The 18,590-nt window shown below is 70.2% G+C and carries 15 protein-coding genes and 1 pseudogene; 5 read left to right on the top strand and 11 right to left on the bottom strand.

The genetic code is table 11. The features are described 5' to 3' along the window. Positions 1 to 131: 131 nt before the first annotated feature. The 3 genes from JHW38_RS17435 (at position 132) to folE (ending at position 3,225) form a co-directional block, all read left to right on the top strand. On the top strand, positions 132 to 1,832 hold the full coding sequence (locus tag JHW38_RS17435) for a sensor domain-containing diguanylate cyclase (RefSeq protein WP_207522589.1): 1,701 nt from the start codon (positions 132 to 134) through the stop codon (positions 1,830 to 1,832). 177 nt (positions 1,833 to 2,009) lie between these two features. Beyond that, the gene (locus tag JHW38_RS17440) at positions 2,010 to 2,351 is read left to right on the top strand and encodes a hypothetical protein (RefSeq protein ID WP_207522590.1); all 342 of its coding nucleotides are present in this window, start codon (positions 2,010 to 2,012) and stop codon (positions 2,349 to 2,351) included. Between the two features lie 280 nt (positions 2,352 to 2,631). After that, entirely contained in the window at positions 2,632 to 3,225 is a 594-nt protein-coding gene (folE, locus tag JHW38_RS17445) for a GTP cyclohydrolase I FolE (protein ID WP_207522591.1), read from the top strand. Between the two features lie 192 nt (positions 3,226 to 3,417). Here the strand turns inward: folE and JHW38_RS17450 are convergent, their stop codons facing one another. The 3 genes from JHW38_RS17450 to gltB form a co-directional block, all read right to left on the bottom strand. After that, the gene (locus tag JHW38_RS17450) at positions 3,418 to 3,783 is read right to left on the bottom strand and encodes a hypothetical protein (RefSeq protein ID WP_207522592.1); all 366 of its coding nucleotides are present in this window, start codon (positions 3,781 to 3,783) and stop codon (positions 3,418 to 3,420) included. Between the two features lie 148 nt (positions 3,784 to 3,931). Continuing rightward, positions 3,932 to 5,464, bottom strand: coding sequence for an FAD-dependent oxidoreductase (locus JHW38_RS17455; RefSeq protein ID WP_207522593.1), 1,533 nt, complete (start codon positions 5,462 to 5,464; stop codon positions 3,932 to 3,934). A gap of 178 nt (positions 5,465 to 5,642) precedes the next feature. Further along, entirely contained in the window at positions 5,643 to 10,112 is a 4,470-nt protein-coding gene (gltB, locus tag JHW38_RS17460) for a glutamate synthase large subunit (protein WP_207522594.1), read from the bottom strand. 562 nt (positions 10,113 to 10,674) lie between these two features. Between gltB and JHW38_RS17465 the strand changes: the two genes are divergently transcribed. Together JHW38_RS17465 and JHW38_RS17470 are read left to right on the top strand one after the other, a co-directional pair. Continuing rightward, positions 10,675 to 11,955, top strand: a complete 1,281-nt coding sequence (locus tag JHW38_RS17465; RefSeq protein ID WP_207522595.1) for a TCR/Tet family MFS transporter — start codon at positions 10,675 to 10,677, stop codon at positions 11,953 to 11,955. Positions 11,956 to 12,044: 89 nt separating this feature from the next. Beyond that, positions 12,045 to 12,284 (top strand): hypothetical protein, encoded by a 240-nt coding sequence (locus tag JHW38_RS17470; RefSeq protein ID WP_207522596.1) that lies wholly within the window; start codon positions 12,045 to 12,047, stop codon positions 12,282 to 12,284. An 88-nt stretch (positions 12,285 to 12,372) separates the two neighbouring features. On the opposite strand, the gene JHW38_RS17475 is transcribed toward JHW38_RS17470, so the two are convergent. From JHW38_RS17475 to JHW38_RS26025, 8 genes and pseudogenes are all read right to left on the bottom strand, one after another. After that, entirely contained in the window at positions 12,373 to 12,810 is a 438-nt protein-coding gene (locus JHW38_RS17475) for a barstar family protein (RefSeq protein WP_207522597.1), read from the bottom strand. Then, positions 12,807 to 13,256 carry a ribonuclease domain-containing protein gene (locus tag JHW38_RS17480; RefSeq protein WP_207522598.1) on the bottom strand — a complete coding sequence of 150 codons (450 nt, stop codon included), beginning with the start codon at positions 13,254 to 13,256 and terminating at the stop codon, positions 12,807 to 12,809. The genes JHW38_RS17475 and JHW38_RS17480 overlap by 4 nt, the downstream gene beginning before the upstream one ends. A 145-nt stretch (positions 13,257 to 13,401) precedes the next feature. Further along, complete coding sequence (locus JHW38_RS17485) at positions 13,402 to 13,812, bottom strand: I78 family peptidase inhibitor (RefSeq protein WP_207522599.1); 411 nt, start codon at positions 13,810 to 13,812, stop codon at positions 13,402 to 13,404. A gap of 212 nt (positions 13,813 to 14,024) precedes the next feature. Beyond that, complete coding sequence (locus JHW38_RS17490; protein WP_207522600.1) at positions 14,025 to 14,327, bottom strand: I78 family peptidase inhibitor; 303 nt, start codon at positions 14,325 to 14,327, stop codon at positions 14,025 to 14,027. Between the two features lie 222 nt (positions 14,328 to 14,549). Then, positions 14,550 to 14,678 carry a DUF6053 domain-containing protein gene (locus JHW38_RS26020; protein WP_428995257.1) on the bottom strand — a complete coding sequence of 43 codons (129 nt, stop codon included), beginning with the start codon at positions 14,676 to 14,678 and terminating at the stop codon, positions 14,550 to 14,552. Positions 14,679 to 14,705: 27 nt separating this feature from the next. Beyond that, positions 14,706 to 15,884, bottom strand: a complete 1,179-nt coding sequence (locus tag JHW38_RS17495; protein WP_207522601.1) for a ribonuclease H-like domain-containing protein — start codon at positions 15,882 to 15,884, stop codon at positions 14,706 to 14,708. Beyond that, positions 15,881 to 18,340, bottom strand: a complete 2,460-nt coding sequence (locus tag JHW38_RS17500; protein ID WP_207522602.1) for a DEAD/DEAH box helicase — start codon at positions 18,338 to 18,340, stop codon at positions 15,881 to 15,883. The genes JHW38_RS17495 and JHW38_RS17500 overlap by 4 nt, the downstream gene beginning before the upstream one ends. Positions 18,341 to 18,459: 119 nt before the next feature. Then, positions 18,460 to 18,570, bottom strand: a pseudogene (locus JHW38_RS26025) (DUF6053 domain-containing protein); the annotation flags it as partial. Positions 18,571 to 18,590 lie beyond the last annotated feature (20 nt).

Consider the following 18,590-nt stretch of genomic DNA (forward strand, 5'->3'; position numbering starts at 1 on the left):
GGCGCCGGCCGGGCGCCGTACCCGTCGCCGGCGTATGTTGCGTTGCGCCGCCGTAGCGTCGCCGCCATCCCCGCGCGCGTCCGCAGCGGCTAGACTTCGACGTTCTTCGAAACACGGGAGCGGACCGGGACATGCGCAAGGCGGCGTGGGCGCTGACGATCGCGATGCTGTGCGCGCTGCTGCTGTGCGCGCCGGCCGCGGCGCAATCGCTCAAGGTCGAAGTGCTGATGACCGAGACCGACCTGCAGACCCCGCCGGTCGGCGCGCCGGTGCTGCGCAGCATGGTCGCCGAGCGCCCGCACGACTTCGTCCGCTTCAGCCTGCCGCGGCGCCAGGAAGGCTATTGGCTGCGCCTGACCAGCCAGCGCACGATCAAGCCCGGCGACGGCCAGATGCTGGTGGTGCGCGGCTCGCGCGCGATGGGCCCGCTGCTGTACTACCCGCCCGGCGCGGCCAACGCGCGCGAGATCGACGACGCCGAGCACGGCGGCGTGCCGCTGATGCGGCGCGGCTGGGTGCTGCCGCTGCCGAACGGCTGGCCGACCTCGTCGGTGGCCTATGTGCGGATCAAGGGCCGCGCGGCGATGAGCGAGATCCGGCTCAACTTCGCCAGCATTCCCGAACTGGCCCGGCAGGAGCGCGGCGACGCGCGCTTCATGGCCGCCGCGTTCACCGCGATGATGCTGATGGCGGTGGCGATGGTCGGCGTGTGGGTCGCGTTCCGCGATTTCGTCTACCTCGGTTACGGCGCCTATCTGGCGTGCATGGCCACCTATCTGCTGCTCAGATCCGGCGACGCCTCGGAGATGTGGGGGTTGGCCGGCATGGCCAGCGAACCGGCGGTGGCGTGGGCATTGGCGACGCTGGCGACGATCTTCCAGCTCGGCTTCAGCGTGCGCTTCCTCGACCTGCCGCGGCTGATGCCGCGCACCACCTGGGCGCTGCGGATCGTGCAGTGGGCCAACATCGGCTGGCTGCTGGTGCTGCTGCTGTTGCGCGAGCACGTCTACGGCTGGTGGTACATCGGCGGCAACATCCTGCTGCTGCTCGGCGTGCCGCTGATGCTGGTGATCGCGGTGGTCGCCTGGCGCAAGGGCGCGCCGTACGCCGGCTATTACCTGCTCGGCTGGACGCCGATGCTGGTGCTGGCCGCGGCGCTGGCGGCCAACATCCTCGGCCTGCAGGACGCCGAATGGGCCGAGCGCGGGCTGGCGCTGACCGCGGTGCTGGAATCGGCGGTGCTGGCGCTGGCCTTGAGCCAGCACGCGGCCAACCGCCACCGCATCGTGCTGCTGGCGCGGCAATCGGTGGAGCGCGACCCGCTGACCGGCGCGCTCAACGCCCAGGTGCTGGAACAGATGCTGCAGGCCTGGTCGTCGCCGGGCAGCCTCAACGTCAACAACTACGCGCTGCTGCTGGTCGACCTGGACGGCTTCGCCGAGGTCAACGCGCGCTACGGCCGCGCGGTCGGCGACGCGCTGCTGCAACAGGCGCTCTCGCGCATGCGCGGGGTGCTGCGGCCGGACGACACCATCGCGCGCATGGACGGCGACTGCTTCGGCATCGTCAGCGAATGCGAACGCGCCGAAAGCGAAATGCTGGCGCGGCGCATCGGCGAGACCTTCGCCCAGCGCCCGTTCCGCATCGACAGCCACGAGATCGTGATGAGCGTGAGCATCGGCGTGGCGATGTCGCAGCGCGGCGAGCCGGTGCCGGCGCTGTTCGAACGCGCCCGGCTGGCGCTGCGCCATGCCGTCGGCGCCGGCCGCAACGCGGTCAGCACCGCCCAGGGCGGCGGCCGCGACGTGGCGGTGGTGCTGCAACCCGAATGAGCCGCCGCTGCGGTCGCGCAACGCGCAGCGGGCATCGGTTTTCGTCACGAAAAACTAACGCATCGGCCGTCGCTCCCGACGCAGGCTGAACGTCTTAAGCCGCCTCGGCGATCTTCACCTGCATTGCATCTTCATGGGCCTAGCTTGGTCCACGGAACGAGCAAGTCGATGCGAGCCATGAGCAATCACGACGAAACGGAGGTCGGCGCAGCGGTCGTGCAAGCGATAGACCCGGGCGAATATCGCGAGCATTTCCATCGCGAATTCCGCTTCGCCCCGTACTACAGCGCCGGGCGCGAGTGGCCCGATTACGAACCGGCGTATCGCTACGGCTACGACAGCTATCTGCACTGCGGCGGGCGCCGGTTCGAAGAAGTCGAAACCGCGCTGGCCGCCGAATGGAACCACTGCCGCGCGGCATCGCGGCTGCACTGGACCGAAGCGCGCGAAGCGGTGCGCGACGGTTGGCACCACATCGAGCGCAACCTGCCCCACGCGCTCGACCGGCCTTTGCGCTGATACCCCGCGCAGAGTCCAACCGCTCCCCCGGCGCTCTCTCCCCCGGGGAGCCGACTGGTCGCCCCGTTGGGCGACCTTTTTTTTGGCCGGGATTCGGGATTCGCGATGGACCGACTGTGCCGTGGATGGCGCATACAGGCTCTCAGGTCGCGAGTCCCCGATCCCTAATCCCCAATCCCCAATCCCCAATCCCCAATCCCCAATCCCCAATCCCCAATCCCCAATCCCCGATCCCGGCTTGATAGCATTCGTGTCCCCCCAAGCACACAAGGCCCGTCTCATGGCCGATACCCCCGACAAGCCCAGCCGCGAGCAAGCCGAGGCGGCGGTCCGTACCCTGCTGGCCTGGGCCGGCGAGGACCCGCAGCGCGAAGGCCTGCTCGACACGCCCAAGCGCGTGGTCACCGCCTACGGCGACTGGTTCAGCGGCTACACCGACGATCCGCGCGAGTACCTGGCGCGCACCTTCGAGGAAGTGGCCGGCTACGACGAGATGATCGTGCTGCGCGACATCGAGTTCGAAAGCCATTGCGAGCACCACATGGCGCCGATCATCGGCAAGGCCCACGTCGGCTATCTGCCCAGCGGCAAGGTCGTCGGCATCAGCAAGCTCGCGCGCGTGGTGGAAACCTATGCGCGCCGCTTCCAGGTGCAGGAGAAGATGACCGCGCAGATCGCCCAGTCGATCCAGGACGTGCTGCAGCCGCTCGGCGTCGGCGTGGTGGTCGAGGGCGCGCACGAGTGCATGACCACGCGCGGCGTGCACAAGCGCGGCGTCAGCATGATCACCTCGAAGATGCTCGGCATGTTCCGCGACGACGCGCGCACCCGCGCCGAGTTCCTGCGCTTCATCGATGTGGGGCCGGGGCGCTGAAAGCGCCCGATCAGATCCCGCGCTGAAGGCATCCGACCGAGGTCGATGCGCGCGCTTTGCGCGCATCGCGTCGAGAGCCGCTGGCGACAGCGGCTCTTTGTTGTGCGGCGGAAGCGGAATCGGGTGGGTTCCGGCGTTCGCCGGAACGACGGCGTCGGCTGGCGCGGGTTCGCGCGCCGCGCCGCGCGCCGCTCAACCCAGCTTCGGATCCGGAAACGGCAGCTTGTCCTGCGACTGGCTCGGCTGGGCGACCCAGCGTTCGCCGTTCCAGTAGAAATCGGCCTGGGTTTCCGAAGCGCCGGCGCCGCTTTGCACCTTCACCGTGCACGCGGTCTGGCCCGGATATTCGGCGTCGACCGCCGGGATGCAGGTGCCCAGCACCACCGCCACATCGCGCATCAGCGCCGGGTCGCCGAACATCTCGGCGATGGCCTTGCCGGCCTGCGCCGCGTTGGGCAGTTTCGACGGCGCCGGCTGCGCCGTGGCGGGACGGTCGGCGCGCGCGCAGGCGCCGAGCAACGACAGGCACAGCAACGCGGCTGGAAGATCGATACGCATGGGTCGTTCCTTCGAATGAGCACCGCGCCGCAGCGTGCGGCGTCCCCCGGTGTGCCGTTCCCGGCACCGCGAGTGTAGCCGCGTCGCGGCGGCGATGCGAAGGCGCGACGGCGCCGCGACCCGCGGCGCCGTCGACAACCGCGAACGCTCAGCCGGCCCTGGCCAGCGCGGCGTCGCGGCGCGCCGCCAGCGGCGCGCGTTCGCGCAGCAGGGCGACGATGCCGGCCGCGGCCTCGCGGCCTTCGAACGCCGCGGTCACCACCAGGTCGGCGCCGCGCACCGCATCGCCGCCGGCGAACACCTTTTCGTTCGCGGTCTGGTACGGCAGCCCGCCGGCGGCCTTGCGCCGGGTCGCGCAGCCTTCGTTGGTCGCCAGCACCTGGATCCGGCCGTTGTCGGCCAGAGCGATGCCGTGCTGGGCCAACCACGCCGGCGGATCGGGCTGGAAGCCGAACGCGATCACCACCACGTCGGCGTCGAGGGTTTCCTCGCTGCCTTCGACCGTTTCGGCGCGCTGGCGGCCGCGCGCGTCGGGCGGGCCGAGCCGGGTCTGGGCGACGCGCACGCCGCTGACCGTCTCGCCGTCGCCGAGCAGTTCCAGCGGCTGGCGGTTGAACAGGAACTGCACGCCTTCCTCGCGCGCATTGGCGACTTCGCGCGCCGAGCCCGGCATGTTGGCCTCGTCGCGGCGATACACGCAGCTGACCTGGGCCGCGCCGAGCCGCACCGCGCTGCGCACGCAGTCCATGCCGGTGTCGCCGCCGCCGAGCACGATCACGCGCTTGCCGCGCAGGTCGGGCAGTTCGATATGGTCTTCCCAGCCGGCGATCGGCGCCGAACTCGCGTTCGCGCCTTCGCCGTGGACGATGCGCCCGTTCTGGACCAGGAACGGCAGCGCCGGCAGCACGTTGCGCAGGTCCTGTCCCGGCAGGCCGCCGTCGGTGTAGCGGTACGTGCCCAGGCCCAGGAACACCGCGTCGAACTCGGCGACCAGCGCATCGAAGCCGATATCGCGGCCGATCTCGACGCCGAGGCGGAACTGCACGCCCATGCCTTCGAGCACCTCGCGGCGCTGGATCATCACCGACTTCTCCAGCTTGAAGCTGGGAATGCCGAAATGCAGCAATCCGCCGATGTGCTCGTAGCGGTCGAACACCACCGCCTGGATGCCGGCGCGGGCGAGGCGGTCGGCGCAGGCCAGGCCGGCGGGACCGGCGCCGATCACGGCGACGCGGTGGCCGCTGGCGGTCACCGTCGACAGGTCCGGACGCCAGCCGTCGGCGAGCGCGTTGTCGACGATGTATTTCTCGACCGCGCCGATGGTGACCGCGCCGAAGCCGTCGTTGAGCGTGCAGCTGCCCTCGCACAAGCGGTCCTGCGGGCAGACGCGGCCGCAGATTTCGGGCAGCGGATTGGTCTCGTGGCACAGCGACGCGGCTTCGTGCAGGCGGCCTTCGCGCGCCAGTTCCAGCCAGTTGGGGATGTAGTTGTGCAGCGGGCAGGCCCAGCCGCAGTACGGGTTGCCGCAGTCCAGGCAGCGCCCGGCCTGCTTCTTGGCTTCGACTTCGGAGAAGCGGCCGTACAGTTCGCCCCAGTCGCCGTCCAGGCGCAGTTGCAGCGGAATGCGCGAGGGCATCTCGCGCGGGGCGTCGCGGAATTGGAAGACCGGCTTCTTGCTCATGCGGGCTGGACTCGATGGCGTTGTCGACACACGGCGGAGGCGTTGCGCAGCGGCGATGCCAGCGGTTTTACCGAGGAAAGGCCGCGTTCGCTGGTAATTCGGATCATCGTCGTCGCCTCGGTGGGTGTGATCGCCCGCGTCGCCGACGCGGCGCGGGGTGAAACGGACGCGCGCGCCATCACGCCGCGCTCCGCAGGGTTTCGGCCAGCGATTCCAGGCTCGCCGCCTTCGGCTTGACCAGCCAGAACTTGCCCAGGTAGTCGCGCATCTCGTCGAGGATGCGCCGCGCCCAGGCGCTGCCGGTCAAGGCCGCGTGGGTTTCCAGCAGGTCGTGCAGGTGCGAGCGGTGGTGCTCGAAGCCGTCGGCGGAGATGCGCAGGATGTCGATCAGCTCGTGGTTGTAGCGGTCGACGAAATCGCGTTCGACGTCCAGCACGTAGGCCATGCCGCCGGTGAAGCCGGCGCCGAAGTTCAGGCCGGTGCGGCCGAGCACCGCGACCACGCCGCCGGTCATGTACTCGCAGCAGTGGTCGCCGGCGCCTTCCACGACCGCGGTGGCGCCGGAGTTGCGCACGCCGAAGCGTTCGCCGGCGCGGCCGGCGGCGTACAGCTCGCCGCCGGTGGCGCCGTACAGGCAGGTGTTGCCGAGGATCGGCGTCTCGTGCGCGAGGTAGCGCGCGCCGTGCGGCGGGCGCAGCACGATGCGGCCGCCGGCCATGCCCTTGCCGACGTAGTCGTTGGCCTCGCCGGTGAGTTCGAACTGCAGGCCGCCGGCCTGGAACGCGCCGAAGCTCTGGCCCGCGGTGCCCTGGAAGCGCAGGGTCAGCGGCGCGTCGTTCATGCCGCGGTCGCCGTGGGCGCGGGCGATGCGCCCGGACAGGCGCGCGCCGATGCTGCGGTCGGTGTTGCGGATCTTGTAGCTGTAGTCGCCGCCGGCCTTGTGCGCGATCGCCACGGCGAGTTCGGTGTCGAGTTGCAGCGCCAGCCCGTCGGGTTCGGCCGGCGGCGCCGGCATGCCGCAGTGGCCGCCGTGGGCCAGGCCCGAGCCGGCCAGCAGCGGCGACAGGTCCAGGCGCTGCTGGCGCCGGCTGTCGCCGTCGCGCTGGCGCAGCAAGTCGGTGCGGCCGACGATTTCGCCGAGCGTGCGCACGCCCAGCGCGGCCAGCCAATGCCGCACTTCCTCGGCGAGCAGGCGGAAGAAGTTCTCCACGCGCTCGGGCAGCCCGGTGAAATGGTCGCGGCGCAGCGCGTTGTCCTGGGTGGCCACGCCGGTGGCGCAGTTGTTGAGGTGGCAGATGCGCAGGTACTTGCAGCCCAGCGCGATCATCGGCGCGGTGCCGAAACCGAAGCTTTCCGCGCCGAGCAGCGCCGCCTTGACCACGTCGAGGCCACTCTTGAGTCCGCCGTCGGTCTGCAGGATCACGCGTTCGCGCAGATCGTTGCCGATCAGCGCTTGGCGCGCCTCGGACAAACCCAGTTCCCACGGCGTGCCGGCATAGCGGATCGACGACAGCGGGCTGGCGCCGGTGCCGCCGTCGTGGCCGGACACGGTGATCAGGTCGGCGCCGGCCTTGGCCACGCCGGTGGCGATGGTGCCGACGCCCGCGTGCGAGACCAGCTTCACCGAGATCAGCGCTTCGGGATTGACCTGACGCAAGTCGTGGATCAGCTGGGCCAGATCTTCGATCGAATAGATGTCGTGATGCGGCGGCGGCGAAATCAGGCCGATGCCCGGCATCGCGTAGCGCAGCCGCGCGATCAGCTCGTTGACCTTGTGCCCCGGCAACTGGCCGCCTTCGCCGGGCTTGGCGCCCTGGGCGACCTTGATCTGCAGCACTTCGGCGTTGACCAGATACTCCGGGGTGACGCCGAAGCGGCCCGAGGCGATCTGCTTGATCTTCGAGACCTTGTCGCTGCGATAACGCGCCGGGTCTTCGCCGCCTTCGCCCGAATTCGAACGCCCGCCGAGCCGGTTCATCGCGATCGCCAGCGCTTCGTGCGCTTCCGGCGACAGCGCGCCCAGGCTCATCGCGGCCGAGTCGAAACGGCGCACGATGGCTTCGATGGGTTCAACTTCTTCCAGCGCAATCGCCCGCGACGGATCGGCTTCGAGTTCGAGCAGGTCGCGCAGAGCCGCGGTCGGACGCTCGTTGACCGCTTCGGCGTACCGCTGCCAGTCGCTCCACTCGCCGCTGCCGACCGCGCGCTGCAGGCGGGTGACCACGTCGGGGTTGAACAGGTGGTACTCGCCGCCGGGCGTGTACTTGAGCAGGCCGCCGATCTCCGGCAGGCGGTTCGGATTCCAGGCGAGGTCGGCGAGGGTTTCGTCGTCGCTTTGCAGCAGTTCGAAACCGGCGCCGCTGATGCGCGACGGCGTGCCGGCGAAGCACAGGTCCACCACTTCCTTGTCCAGGCCGATGATCTCGAACAGCTGCGCGCCGCGGTAGCTGCCGATGGTGGCGATGCCCATCTTGGAAATGATCTTGAGCAGGCCCTTCTTGATCGCGCGGCGGTAGCTGCGGCCGATCTGCGCGACTTCGCCGTGCTTGGTGCGCAGGATGCCGCGCGCGCCGAGGTCGTGCAGGGTCTGGTAGGCCAGGTACGGATACACCGCGGTCGCGCCGAAGCCGATCAGGCAGGCGAAGTGGTGCGGGTCGCGCGCGGTGCCGGTCTCGATGATGAGGTTGGCTTCGCAGCGCAGGCCCACGCGCACCAGGTGCTGGTGGATCGCGCCGGTGGCCAGCAGCGCATGCATCATCAGCGCGTCGCGGCGCGGGCGGCGGTCGCTGACGATCAGCAGCACGATGCCGTCGCGGGTCGCGTCCTCGGCCTCGCGGCACAGCCGCAGCAAGGCCGCCTTGAGCCCTTCCTCGGCGGTGTAGTTGAGGTCGATGTAGCGGTGCGACTGGTCGTACGGCGCCATCGCCAGCAACTGGCGCAGCTTGCGCTGGGCCAGCACCGGCGAATTGAGATGGATGTGGCCGACGTTGTTCGGCCCGTCGACGAACACGTTGCCCTCGCGCCCGATCTGGGTCGCCAGCGACATCACGCAGTCCTCGCGCAGCGGGTCCATCGGCGGGTTGGTGACCTGGGCGAAGGCCTGGCGGAACTGGTCGTACAGCGGCCGCACCTGTTGCGACAGCACCGCCATCGGCACGTCGTCGCCCATCGAACCGGTGGCTTCCTGCTCGATCTCGGCCAGCGGGCGCAGCACTTGCTCGCGCTCCTCGCGGGTCAGCTGAAAGAGCTTCTGGAAACCGGCGAGGGTTTCGTGGTCGAACGGTTCGGCAGCGAGGTTCGGATCGATCAGCTCGCTGTGCAGGTAGGTCATGCCCTGCTTGAGCCAGCGCTTGTACGGCGCGCGCGCGCGGTTGATCCGGTCGATGGCTTCCGAATCCAGCAGCTCGCCCTGGTACAGGTCGGCGGCGATCATCTCGCCCGGGCCGAGCTTGCCCTTGGCTTCGATCTCCTCGGCCGGCAGCTCCCACACGCCGGCTTCGGAGGCGATCAGGAAATGGCGGTCGCGCGAGCGCAGCCAGCGCGCCGGGCGCAGGCCGTTGCGGTCGAGCGTGCACGCGGCGTAGCGGCCGTCGCAGGTGACGATGCCGGCCGGGCCGTCCCACGGCTCGGTGTTGAGCGCGTAGTACTCGTAGAACGCGGCGAGGTCGGCGTCCTTGTATTCCAGCGATTGGGTCGCCGGCGGAATCAGGATGCGCATCGCCTTGAGCAGGTCCATGCCGCCGGCCTGCAGCACTTCCAGCATGTTGTCGAGACTTTGCGAATCCGAGCCGTCGACGCTGACGATGTGCTCGAACTCGCGCAGGTCCAGGTTCGGCGTGCGCCAGGCGTGCACGCGCGCCTGCGCCCAGGCGCGGTTGCCGGCGATGGTGTTGATCTCGCCGTTGTGGGCGAGCAGGCGGAACGGCTGCGCCAGCGGCCAGCGCGGCGTGGTGTTGGTCGAGAAGCGCTGGTGGAACACCACCGCGCTGGCGGCCAGTTCCGGCCGTTGCAGATCCGGGTACAGCTGCATCAGCCGGTCCGGCAGCACCATGCCCTTGTAGCCGATGCTGGCCGAGGACAGGCTCACCACATAGAAGTCGCGCTCGTCGCTCAGGCGCTGCTCGGCGCGGCGGCGGGCCAGGAACAGCGAGCGCTGGAACGCGGCCGGATCGAACGGGGCGGCGGCGTCGACGAAGATCTGTTCGATCCGCGGCATGGTCTTGCGCGCGAGTTCGCCGCAGGCGTCCAGATTGACCGGCACCACGCGCCAGCCGGTGACCCGCATGCCTTCGCTGCGCAAGGTCTCGTTGAGGGTGTCGCGGGCGCGCTGGGCGGCGTCGGCGTCGTGCGGCAGGAACACCAGGCCGGCGGCGAAGTTCGCGCCGGGGCGGATGTTGGCTTCGCGCGCGATCAGGCGCAAGAACGCGTCGGGGTGGCGGATCAGCAGGCCGCAACCGTCGCCGCTGAGGCCGTCGGCGGCGACGCCGCCGCGATGGGTCATGCGCGACAGCGCTTCCAGCGCGCGGTCGACCAGGGCGCGGCTGGGACGATCGTCGAGTTGCGCGATCAGCCCGAAACCGCAGCTGTCCCGCTCGTCGCGGGGATCGTAGAGCCCAGCAGGGCTGGGACGTTCTTGCCTGGCTTGCATCGCATCTCCGGGACGATTAAGTGTTCCGTGGATCGCTAGCTCGCTACCGCTGCGCGTTGTGGTGGCTCGTCCCGCCTGGATCGGGGCGCCGCCGCGCGGATGGGCGCGGCATTGCGTCGGGTTCCGATGTTCGGCTCGTGTCTGGAGTTCGCTTCCTGTGGGGTCCGCAACGCGCGCCGCGTTCGCGACGTCGCTATGTGTTCGTCTCGGCGGCCCCGCGCGCTGTTTCGCGCGAAGACCGTCCACCGCCGGCGAGGACCTGGGTCCGCACCGCAGCGTTGAAAACCGAGCGTGTCCCGACTAAAGCACAAATTGTGCGATGCGGCAATTCGCCTGCGGGCACGGAAATTCCAGGAAGTGCGCTGGATCGCGCTTGTGAGCGCGCGCGCTCACAGCCGATTTCGTAAGCCGATGATCGCAATAGAAAAATCGAGGCCGCACGATGCGATTAGTAACGCCGGAAACCATCCCGCCATGACATTCGTCCATAGCCTGGGCAACGGCGGGCGCTAAACTGCGCGGCGAGCATCCCTCGTTCTCTTTCAGGCCGGCCGCCGACCCCATGACCACCGCTTCCGCTCCCGCACCGGGCGCGCGCCGCGCTGCGCTCGTCTTCATCTTCGTCACCGTGCTGATCGACGTGCTGTCGTTCGGGCTCATCATTCCGGTGCTGCCGCATCTGATCGAGAAGTTCGTCGACGGCGACACCGCGCGCGCGGCCTATTGGGTCGGGCTGTTCGGCACCGTGTTCGCGCTGATCCAGTTCGTGTTCTCGCCGATCCAGGGCAGCCTGTCGGACCGCTACGGGCGGCGCCCGGTGATCCTGTTGTCGTGCCTGGGCCTGGGCCTGGACTTCATCCTGATGGCGGTGGCCAACACCTTGCCGCTGCTGTTGATCGGCCGGGTCATCTCCGGCATCACCGCGGCCAGCTTCACCACCGCCAACGCCTACATCGCCGACATCACCCCGCCGGAACAGCGCGCCAAGAGCTTCGGCATGATCGGCGCGGCGTTCGGCGTGGGCTTCGTGATCGGGCCGGTGATCGGCGCGTATCTGGGCGAAGTCGACCTGCGCCTGCCGTTCTGGTTCTCCGCGGGCCTGGCGCTGCTCAACTTCCTCTACGGCCTGTTCGTGCTGCCCGAGTCGCTGCCGAAGGAAAAGCGCAGCGCGCGCTTCGACTGGAGCCACGCCAACCCGCTGGGTTCGCTGATGCTGCTCAAGCGCTATCCGCAGGTGTTCGGCCTGGCCGCGGTGGTGTTCATCGCCAACATGGCGCATTACGTGTATCCGAGCATCTTCGTGCTGTTCGCCGACTACCAGTACCACTGGGGCCTGCGCGAGGTCGGCTGGGTGCTGCTGGTGGTCGGCGTGTTCAACATCATCGTCAACGTCGCCTTGATCGGGCGGGTGGTCGCGAAACTGGGCGAGCGCCGCACCTTGCTGCTCGGGTTGAGCTGCGGCGCGCTCGGCTTCGTCATCTACGGGCTGGCCGAACAGGGCTGGTACTTCCTGCTCGGCCTGCCGATCAGCGCCTTGTGGGCGATGGCCGCGCCGGCGACGCAGGCGCTGGTCACGCGCCAGGTCGGCGCCGACGCGCAGGGCCGGGTGCAGGGCGCGCTGATGAGCCTGATCGCGCTGGCCGGGGTGATCGGTCCGGCGCTGTACGCCGGCAGCTTCGGCTACTTCATCGGCAAGAGCGCGCCGGTGCATCTGCCGGGCGCGCCGTGGTTCATCGCCGCGGCGCTGCTGACCCTGGGGCTGTTGATCGCCTGGCGCTACGCGCGCGCGCCCACCGCGCCGGCGGCGCCGCCCGCGGCCGGCGCCGCCGAAGCGGCGGCCTGAACCGTTCGCGTCCCCACCTGACCGATGGCACAGGTGGGGCGGCCGCGCGCGCCGGCATGGTCGGGTTCCGTCCGCCAGGAGAGACCCGCATGCGCGCGCTGCCCGCCTTCGTTCTGAGCCTTGTCGCCGCCGCCGCGCTGAGCGCGTGCGGCGGCGTGTCGTACCGCGACACCAACGCCGCCGTGGACGCGCGGCCCGAATGCGCCAGCGGCCCGCTGCGGCCGGGCGAGACGCCGCCGTCGTGGTGCGAGCGCAAGGTCGAGACGGATTGGAAGTCGGATCGCGGCGGGGAGAAGGTCGACTTCAAGAAGAAGGAGGGCGGGGGCTGAGGGTTCGTCGCGGTTTGGGAGAGCCGTGGCGGAAGGCGGCTCTCGCGAAAGACGATTCCGGCGAACTCGCCGGTCGCCCTTCCCGCGACTACGGCGCCATCTGCGCCAGCTCCGCCTCCGGCAGCGGCAGCAAGGCCCAGAACGGCACCCGCGTCTTGGCCCAGTCGCGCGCCGCTTCGCCGAGGATTTCGACCAGGGTCGCGGCGTCGTCGGCATTCGCCGCCTGCCACGCGCCGGCGCGTTCGATCAGCAGCAGGTAACCCGGCGCCGGCCACCACGACAGGTCGTTGACGCTGTCGTCGAGCGCGTCCCAGTTGCCGCCGAACCACTCGGGAAAACGCAGGCCGGCGGCGAGGCGGGCGAGCGCGTCGTCCTTGTCGCGGCAGTCGGCGAAGTCGACCCGCACCAGCGCGAATTCCAGTTCGGCGGCGGCATCGGCCAGGGCCTGGCTGTCGCGCGCGTCGATGAAGTAGGCGCCGGCCTGGGCCGGGTCGGCGAGCAGTTCGCGCGGGTCGATGGCGCTCATCGCGCGGCTCCTTGAGCGGGCGGGTCGAAACGGCGGAAGCTGCGGTAGTGGTCGTCGCTGTAATAGAACTCCACCGGCGGATCGCCACCGGTGACGATGCGGCGCGCGCCGCGGTCGTCCGAGCCCGGGGTTTCCACGGTGTACTCGCGGTAATAGCCGCGCGGCTGCGGCGGCAGGCGGCGCTCGCGGTTCTGGAAGGTGCTGCCGTCCTGGCGGTGTTCGAAGCGGCCGCCGCTTTGGATCTTGCGCAGCACGTCGCGGGCTTCGGCGGGCAGGAACGCGGGATAAGCCGCGTCGTTGCGCGCGCCTTCGTTGCGCGATGCGCGCGGGCCGTCGGCGACGGCGACCGGGCCCGATGCGGTCGCAGCGGGACGGTGGCCGAACTGGTTCCAGGCCCACAGGCCGATCAGGACGACGGCGGCGAGCGGCCAGAGGTTGCGGCGCATGGCGAGGGCTCCCGGAAAAGGTCGGGAGTTTAGGCGACGCGGGCTCTACGTGGCATGAGCGGGTCAGGGGAATCGCAGGAACGATGGCCTGGGCGAGTCTGCTGCCTCGGCGCCGTTGTGCTCGCGCCGTCTTCGCTCCTCGCGCTTACCCGCAGCCGATGTCGACGATGACGTTGCGCTCGTCGACATGCACGTTGACCCGGCCGTCCAGGTATTCCTTGGTGATCATCTGCCCGGGCTTGAGCACGCGTACCGTGTGGCCGCCGGCGGCGGCGCGGGCGCGTTCGACGGTGGCGGCGTCGGCGGTCTTGCCGATCAGCGCGGACTTGGCGGCGTCGGCGTTGCAGCTCGGCCGCGGCGGCAGCGGTGCGGGCTCGGCCGGCGCGGCGGGTTCGGCCGCGGTCTGGCCGGCGGCGGACTGTTCGGCGGAACTGGGCATGTCGGCGGCCGGGCGCGGGCCGGCGCAGGCGCTCATCGCCAGCGGCAGCGCCGCCGCCAGACACAGCGCGGAAAACAGGCGGGGCGTGCGGCGGGATGCGGCGGTCGGTGCGGACATGGCGTTCTCCTTTCGCGAAGCGCGCGCGGCGCGGTCAGGCGAGCCTGCGCCGCTGCGGCTGTGTCGCGGGTTAACGCCGCTGGATGCGATGGCCGATTCGCGACTGCGCGCACAGCGCAGCCGGCTTTTGTGGGAGGGCCTTCGGACTTTCAGGCCTGCGCGGAAAGCGTCGGGCCTGAAGGCCCTCCCACGGACAGCGACAGCGCGCGGGATCAGCCGCAGCGCAGGCCGGTGATCGCGCCGCGCTCGTTGACGTCGACGTTGATGCGGTCTTCGCGGTAATCCATGGTCGCGGCCATGCCCGGGGTCAGCACGCGCACGTCGCGGCTGTGGCTTTCGCTGCGGATGCGGTCGACCGTGGCGGCGTCGGGCGCGCGGCCGATGGCCCAGCGCGCGGCTTCGGCGTTGCAGGTCTGGCCGACGTTGGTCGGCGGAATCGGCGTCGCGCAGGCGGACAGCATCAGGCCGAGCGCGGCGACCGGCAACGCGAGGCGGAGGGAGATCGGGGAGGACATGGCGAGGCTCCTGCATGGGGTATGGACGGGAGTGCCGCGAGCCTGGGCCCGGCGGCGTGTGCGGCGCATGAAGGCCGGCGTTGCGGGAACGGCGCGATGCGAAGGCCATGTCGGCGCGGTGCGCGGATCGTCGCGGCCGGGCCGTTCCTGCGAGGCAGGGCGAGTCTATACGAGCGCGGCGACAGGTTTGCGTCGCGCGTTCAAGCGGCGGTCAGGGCGCGGCTACAGTCGCTGCGTTTTTCGGGTTTCGTTCTTGAGTGACGGCTTGTAACTGTGCGTGGGAGAGACTTCAGTCCCGACGCTTTCGTTTCCGATCTGAGCCAAAAGCGTCGGGACTGAAGTCCCTCCCACAAAAGCCGATGGATGTTCCGCGGGGAATCAGGATTCCAGCAGCGCCGCATCGGCCTGCGCTTGTGCCTGCACCAGCCGCAGCATCAGCTGGGCGAGCGTGACCACGTCCTGATGATTGTGCGCGGCCACGCGCCGCAACAGCGCCGACGAACCGCCGCGCAGGAAATGCAGCCACGCCGCCGGCGCTTGCGAGCCGGGCAGGTCGTCTTCGCGCACGATCCGCAGCAGCTCGCGTTCCATCGTCGCGAGCTTGCAGTTCTCCCACACGCCGCGGTACAGCCGCCGGGTCGGGAACAGCAGATCGACGTGATCGAGCCCGGCCAGCGGATTGGCGATGCGCGCCAACCGATAACGCGTGTTGAGCAGCGGCGCGTCGTAGCACCGGCCGTTGTAGCTCGACAGCACGGTCTCCGCCGTCAGCCAGCGCGCGAACTCGCGCAGCATCGCGGTTTCGGCCGACAGCGTGGAGATCATCAACTGGCGGATGCGCAGGCCGTCGCCGCGCTGCGGATCGTCGTACCAGTCGGCCGCGCCGATCATGAAGGCGCGGGTGCCGGTGCCGCCGGCCAGGCCGGTGGTTTCGGTGTCGAAGAACAGCAGCCGGCGCGGGTCGAGGCGATCCTCGCGGCGCTTGGCGAAGTCCAGCGGCAAGGCTTCGCGCGGGCCGGGCAGCGGTAGATGCGCCTGGATCAGATGCAGGCCCGGGGCGATTTCTTCGCCGGGCAGGGAGCGGTCGGCGGGCAGCGCGCGCACGCTGCGCGCGGGGTCGGCGGCGCTCGCGCGCTCGCCTCGGCGCGCGAGCGCGGCAGCGCTGCGCCCGCTCTCGCGTGCGTCGCCGCGCGCGTCCGCGGCGCGCGGCGCGGGCGGGCCCGAGGCGGGTGTCGGTTTGCGTTCGCGCAAGGCGATCATGCGGCGCAAGGCATCGAGGTCGGGGCGTTGCGTGCGGGCAGGCGCGGGTGCGAGGCCGTCGGGTCCGAAGATGCAATCGGCGTCGCTGCGCGCGTTGGCGGCGGCCGCGGCCGCGCCGGCCGAATCGGTGCCGGCCGCGCCGGGCGTTGCGGCTTGCACCAGCGCGGCGTTGTTCGTTGCCGCCGGCTCGTCGCGCGTTGCCGGCAACGCCACCGGCGCCGCGGCGCGCGGCGCCGCCGTCTCGCTGCGCCCGGCCTGCTGTTGCAGCGCGCGCAACCTGGCCAGATTCAAGCTCATGCGTCCGCGTCCTCGAGCAGGCGCAGCACCTGCAGCGCGAGCGCGCGCGGCGTGGCGCCGCCGCCGTCTTCGTCGCTGGCCAGCACCGGGCCGACGCAGGCCGGGCAGCCGGCGCGGCAATCGCAGCCCTCAACCAGCTCGCGCGCGCGCAGCACCAGTTCGGCCTGGCGCCGCCACAGCGGCTCGCTCAGCCCGACGCCGCCGGGGAAGTTGTCGTACAGGTACACGGTCGGCACGAACTGCTGCACGTCGCCGACCAAGGCGGCGCTGTCGTTGCCGTCGCCGCGGATCTGCCCGCGTCCGTCCTTGTCCTGGGTCGCGAACCACGCCCCGTCGCCGTTGCCGACCGACTTCTGCAAGTCGCGCGCATCGGCCATCACCGCGACCGTGGCGACGATGTGCAGCGCGTGCGCGGCGCCGAGAAAGCCGTCGAGCGCGTCCTGGCGCGAGGCGAAGCGCGACAGCAGCACGCCCTGCGGCAACTGCCACCACAGCGCGGTGGTGTGCAGTTCCTGGTCGGGCAGGTTGACCGGCCCGTAGCCGATGCTTTCGTGGGTGTAGTAGCGGATCTTCTTGTAGCCGGCGACGCGCCGCACCACGTGCACCTCGCCGTGGTGGCTGTCGCCGCGGCCCGCATCGCAGCCGTCGAAGCGTTCCAGCACCTTGAGCTTGGTGTAGTCGATCGAGTCGGTGTAGTAGTCGACGTGGGTGCGGGTGACGTAGGCCTTGCGGCCATCCCAGTCGAGCCGCTCGACCTGGTACGGCACCGACTGGATCATGTGGATCGCGCCTTCGTACAAGGTCAGCGCCGCGGCCGAATAGTCGACCTCGGCGATGATGGTCTGGCGCCCGTCGCTGCGGTCGACCACGACGAAATTGCCGTCGGCGACCGAGCGCAGGCTCACCGCATTGGCCGGGTAGCTGTCGGCGATCCACTCCCAGCGCTCGCCTTCGCGATGGACCACGCCGGTTTCGGCCAGCGCTTCCAGGAACACGGCCGGATCGACCGGGCCGAACGACTCGCCGTGCAGGAACGGCAGCTCGAACGCGGCGCAGCGGATGTGGTCGAACAGGATCAGCGGCTGGTCCGGGGCGATGCGCGCGTGCTCGGGCGAGGCGTCGGCGAAGAAATCCGGATGCCGCACCACGTACTGGTCCAACGGTTGCGAGCTGGCCACCATGACCCCGAGCGAGGGCTGCTGGCGGCGTCCGGCGCGGCCGAAGCGCTGCCACGTCGCCGCGACCGAACCCGGATAGCCGTTGAGCACGACCACGTCGAGGCTGCCGATATCCACGCCGAGCTCCAGCGCCGAGGTCGCGACGATGCCGTCGATGCGGCCGTCGCGCATCGCCCGCTCGGCCTCGCGCCGCTCGCTCGGCAGGTAGCCGCCGCGGTAGGCGCGGATGCGTGCGGGCTTGCGCGGATCGGAATCGAACACGTCCTTCAAATACTTGGTCAGCACCTCGACCATCAGCCGGGTCTGCGCGAACACCAGGGTCTTGAGCCCGGCCTTGATCGCGATGCGGGCGATGCGGTTGCTCTGCGAACGCGCCGAGGCGCGCAGGCCGAGGTCGGCGTTGATCACCGGCGGGTTCCACAGCAGCACGTGTTTGTCGCCGGTCGGCGCGCCGGAGTCGAGGATCGCGCGCACCGGCTGTTCGATCAGCGCCTCGGCGTGCGCCTGCGGGTTACCGATGGTGGCCGAGCACAGGATGAACTGCGGACTCACGCCGTAGAACGCGCAAATGCGCTTGAGCCGGCGCAGCACCCCGGCGACATGGCTGCCGAACACGCCGCGGTAGGTGTGCACCTCGTCGATCACCACGTAGCGCAGGTTCTCGAAGAACTGCGCCCACTTGGTGTGATGCGGCAGGATCGCCTGATGCAGCATGTCGGGATTGGAGACGACGATGTCGCCGTGCAGGCGGATCGCCTGGCGCGCGTCGCCGGGGGTGTCGCCGTCGAAGGTGAAGGCTTTGACCCCGAGATCGCCGGCGCGGTTGAGTTCCAGCAACTCCGCCACTTGATCCTGCGCCAGCGCCTTGGTCGGGAACAGGTACAGCGCTTTCGCGCCCGAGGTCATCGCCGCGCTGACCACCGGCAGGGTGTAGCACAGCGATTTGCCCGAAGCGGTCGGCGTGACCACGGCGACGTGCTCGCCGGCCTGCGCGGCCTGCCACGCTTCGGCCTGATGGCTGTAGAGCCGGTCGATGCCGCGCGCGCGCAGCGCGGTTTTCAGCGGCTCGGGCAAATCTTCGGGCAAGGGCGCATAACGCCCCTCGCGACCCGGCACGGTGAAATGCCCGGTGATGCGGGCGCCGTAGCGGCGCTGCAGGCGCTGGGCCAGCGCGGCGCCGTGGCGCGCCGGCAGCGGCGCGTCCTCGCCCTCGGGCTTGCGCGCGTTGGGATGGGCGGGGACGAGATCGTGGTGCGCGGGGTCGATGAGGGCGGACATGGCGGGGCCGGACGGGGCGTCGTCTCGTTGTACGCGACTGGGGTCTCAGCGTGTGAGACGGCGCCGTGGCGGGCGATGGCGACTTTGCCGCTTGTGGCGGCGGCACCGGTGTCGGCTTTTGTGGGAGGGCCTTCAGGCCCGAAGCTCTTATGTCCGATCGCGGCGTTGCGAAACAAAAGCCTCGGGCCTGAACGCCGTCCCACAAAAGCAAGGTCCTGCGGTTCACTCATGCGCCCGCCGCAGCCTGTAT

It is taken from the genome of Lysobacter enzymogenes (genome assembly GCF_017355525.1).
Classification (GTDB): domain Bacteria; phylum Pseudomonadota; class Gammaproteobacteria; order Xanthomonadales; family Xanthomonadaceae; genus Lysobacter; species Lysobacter enzymogenes_C.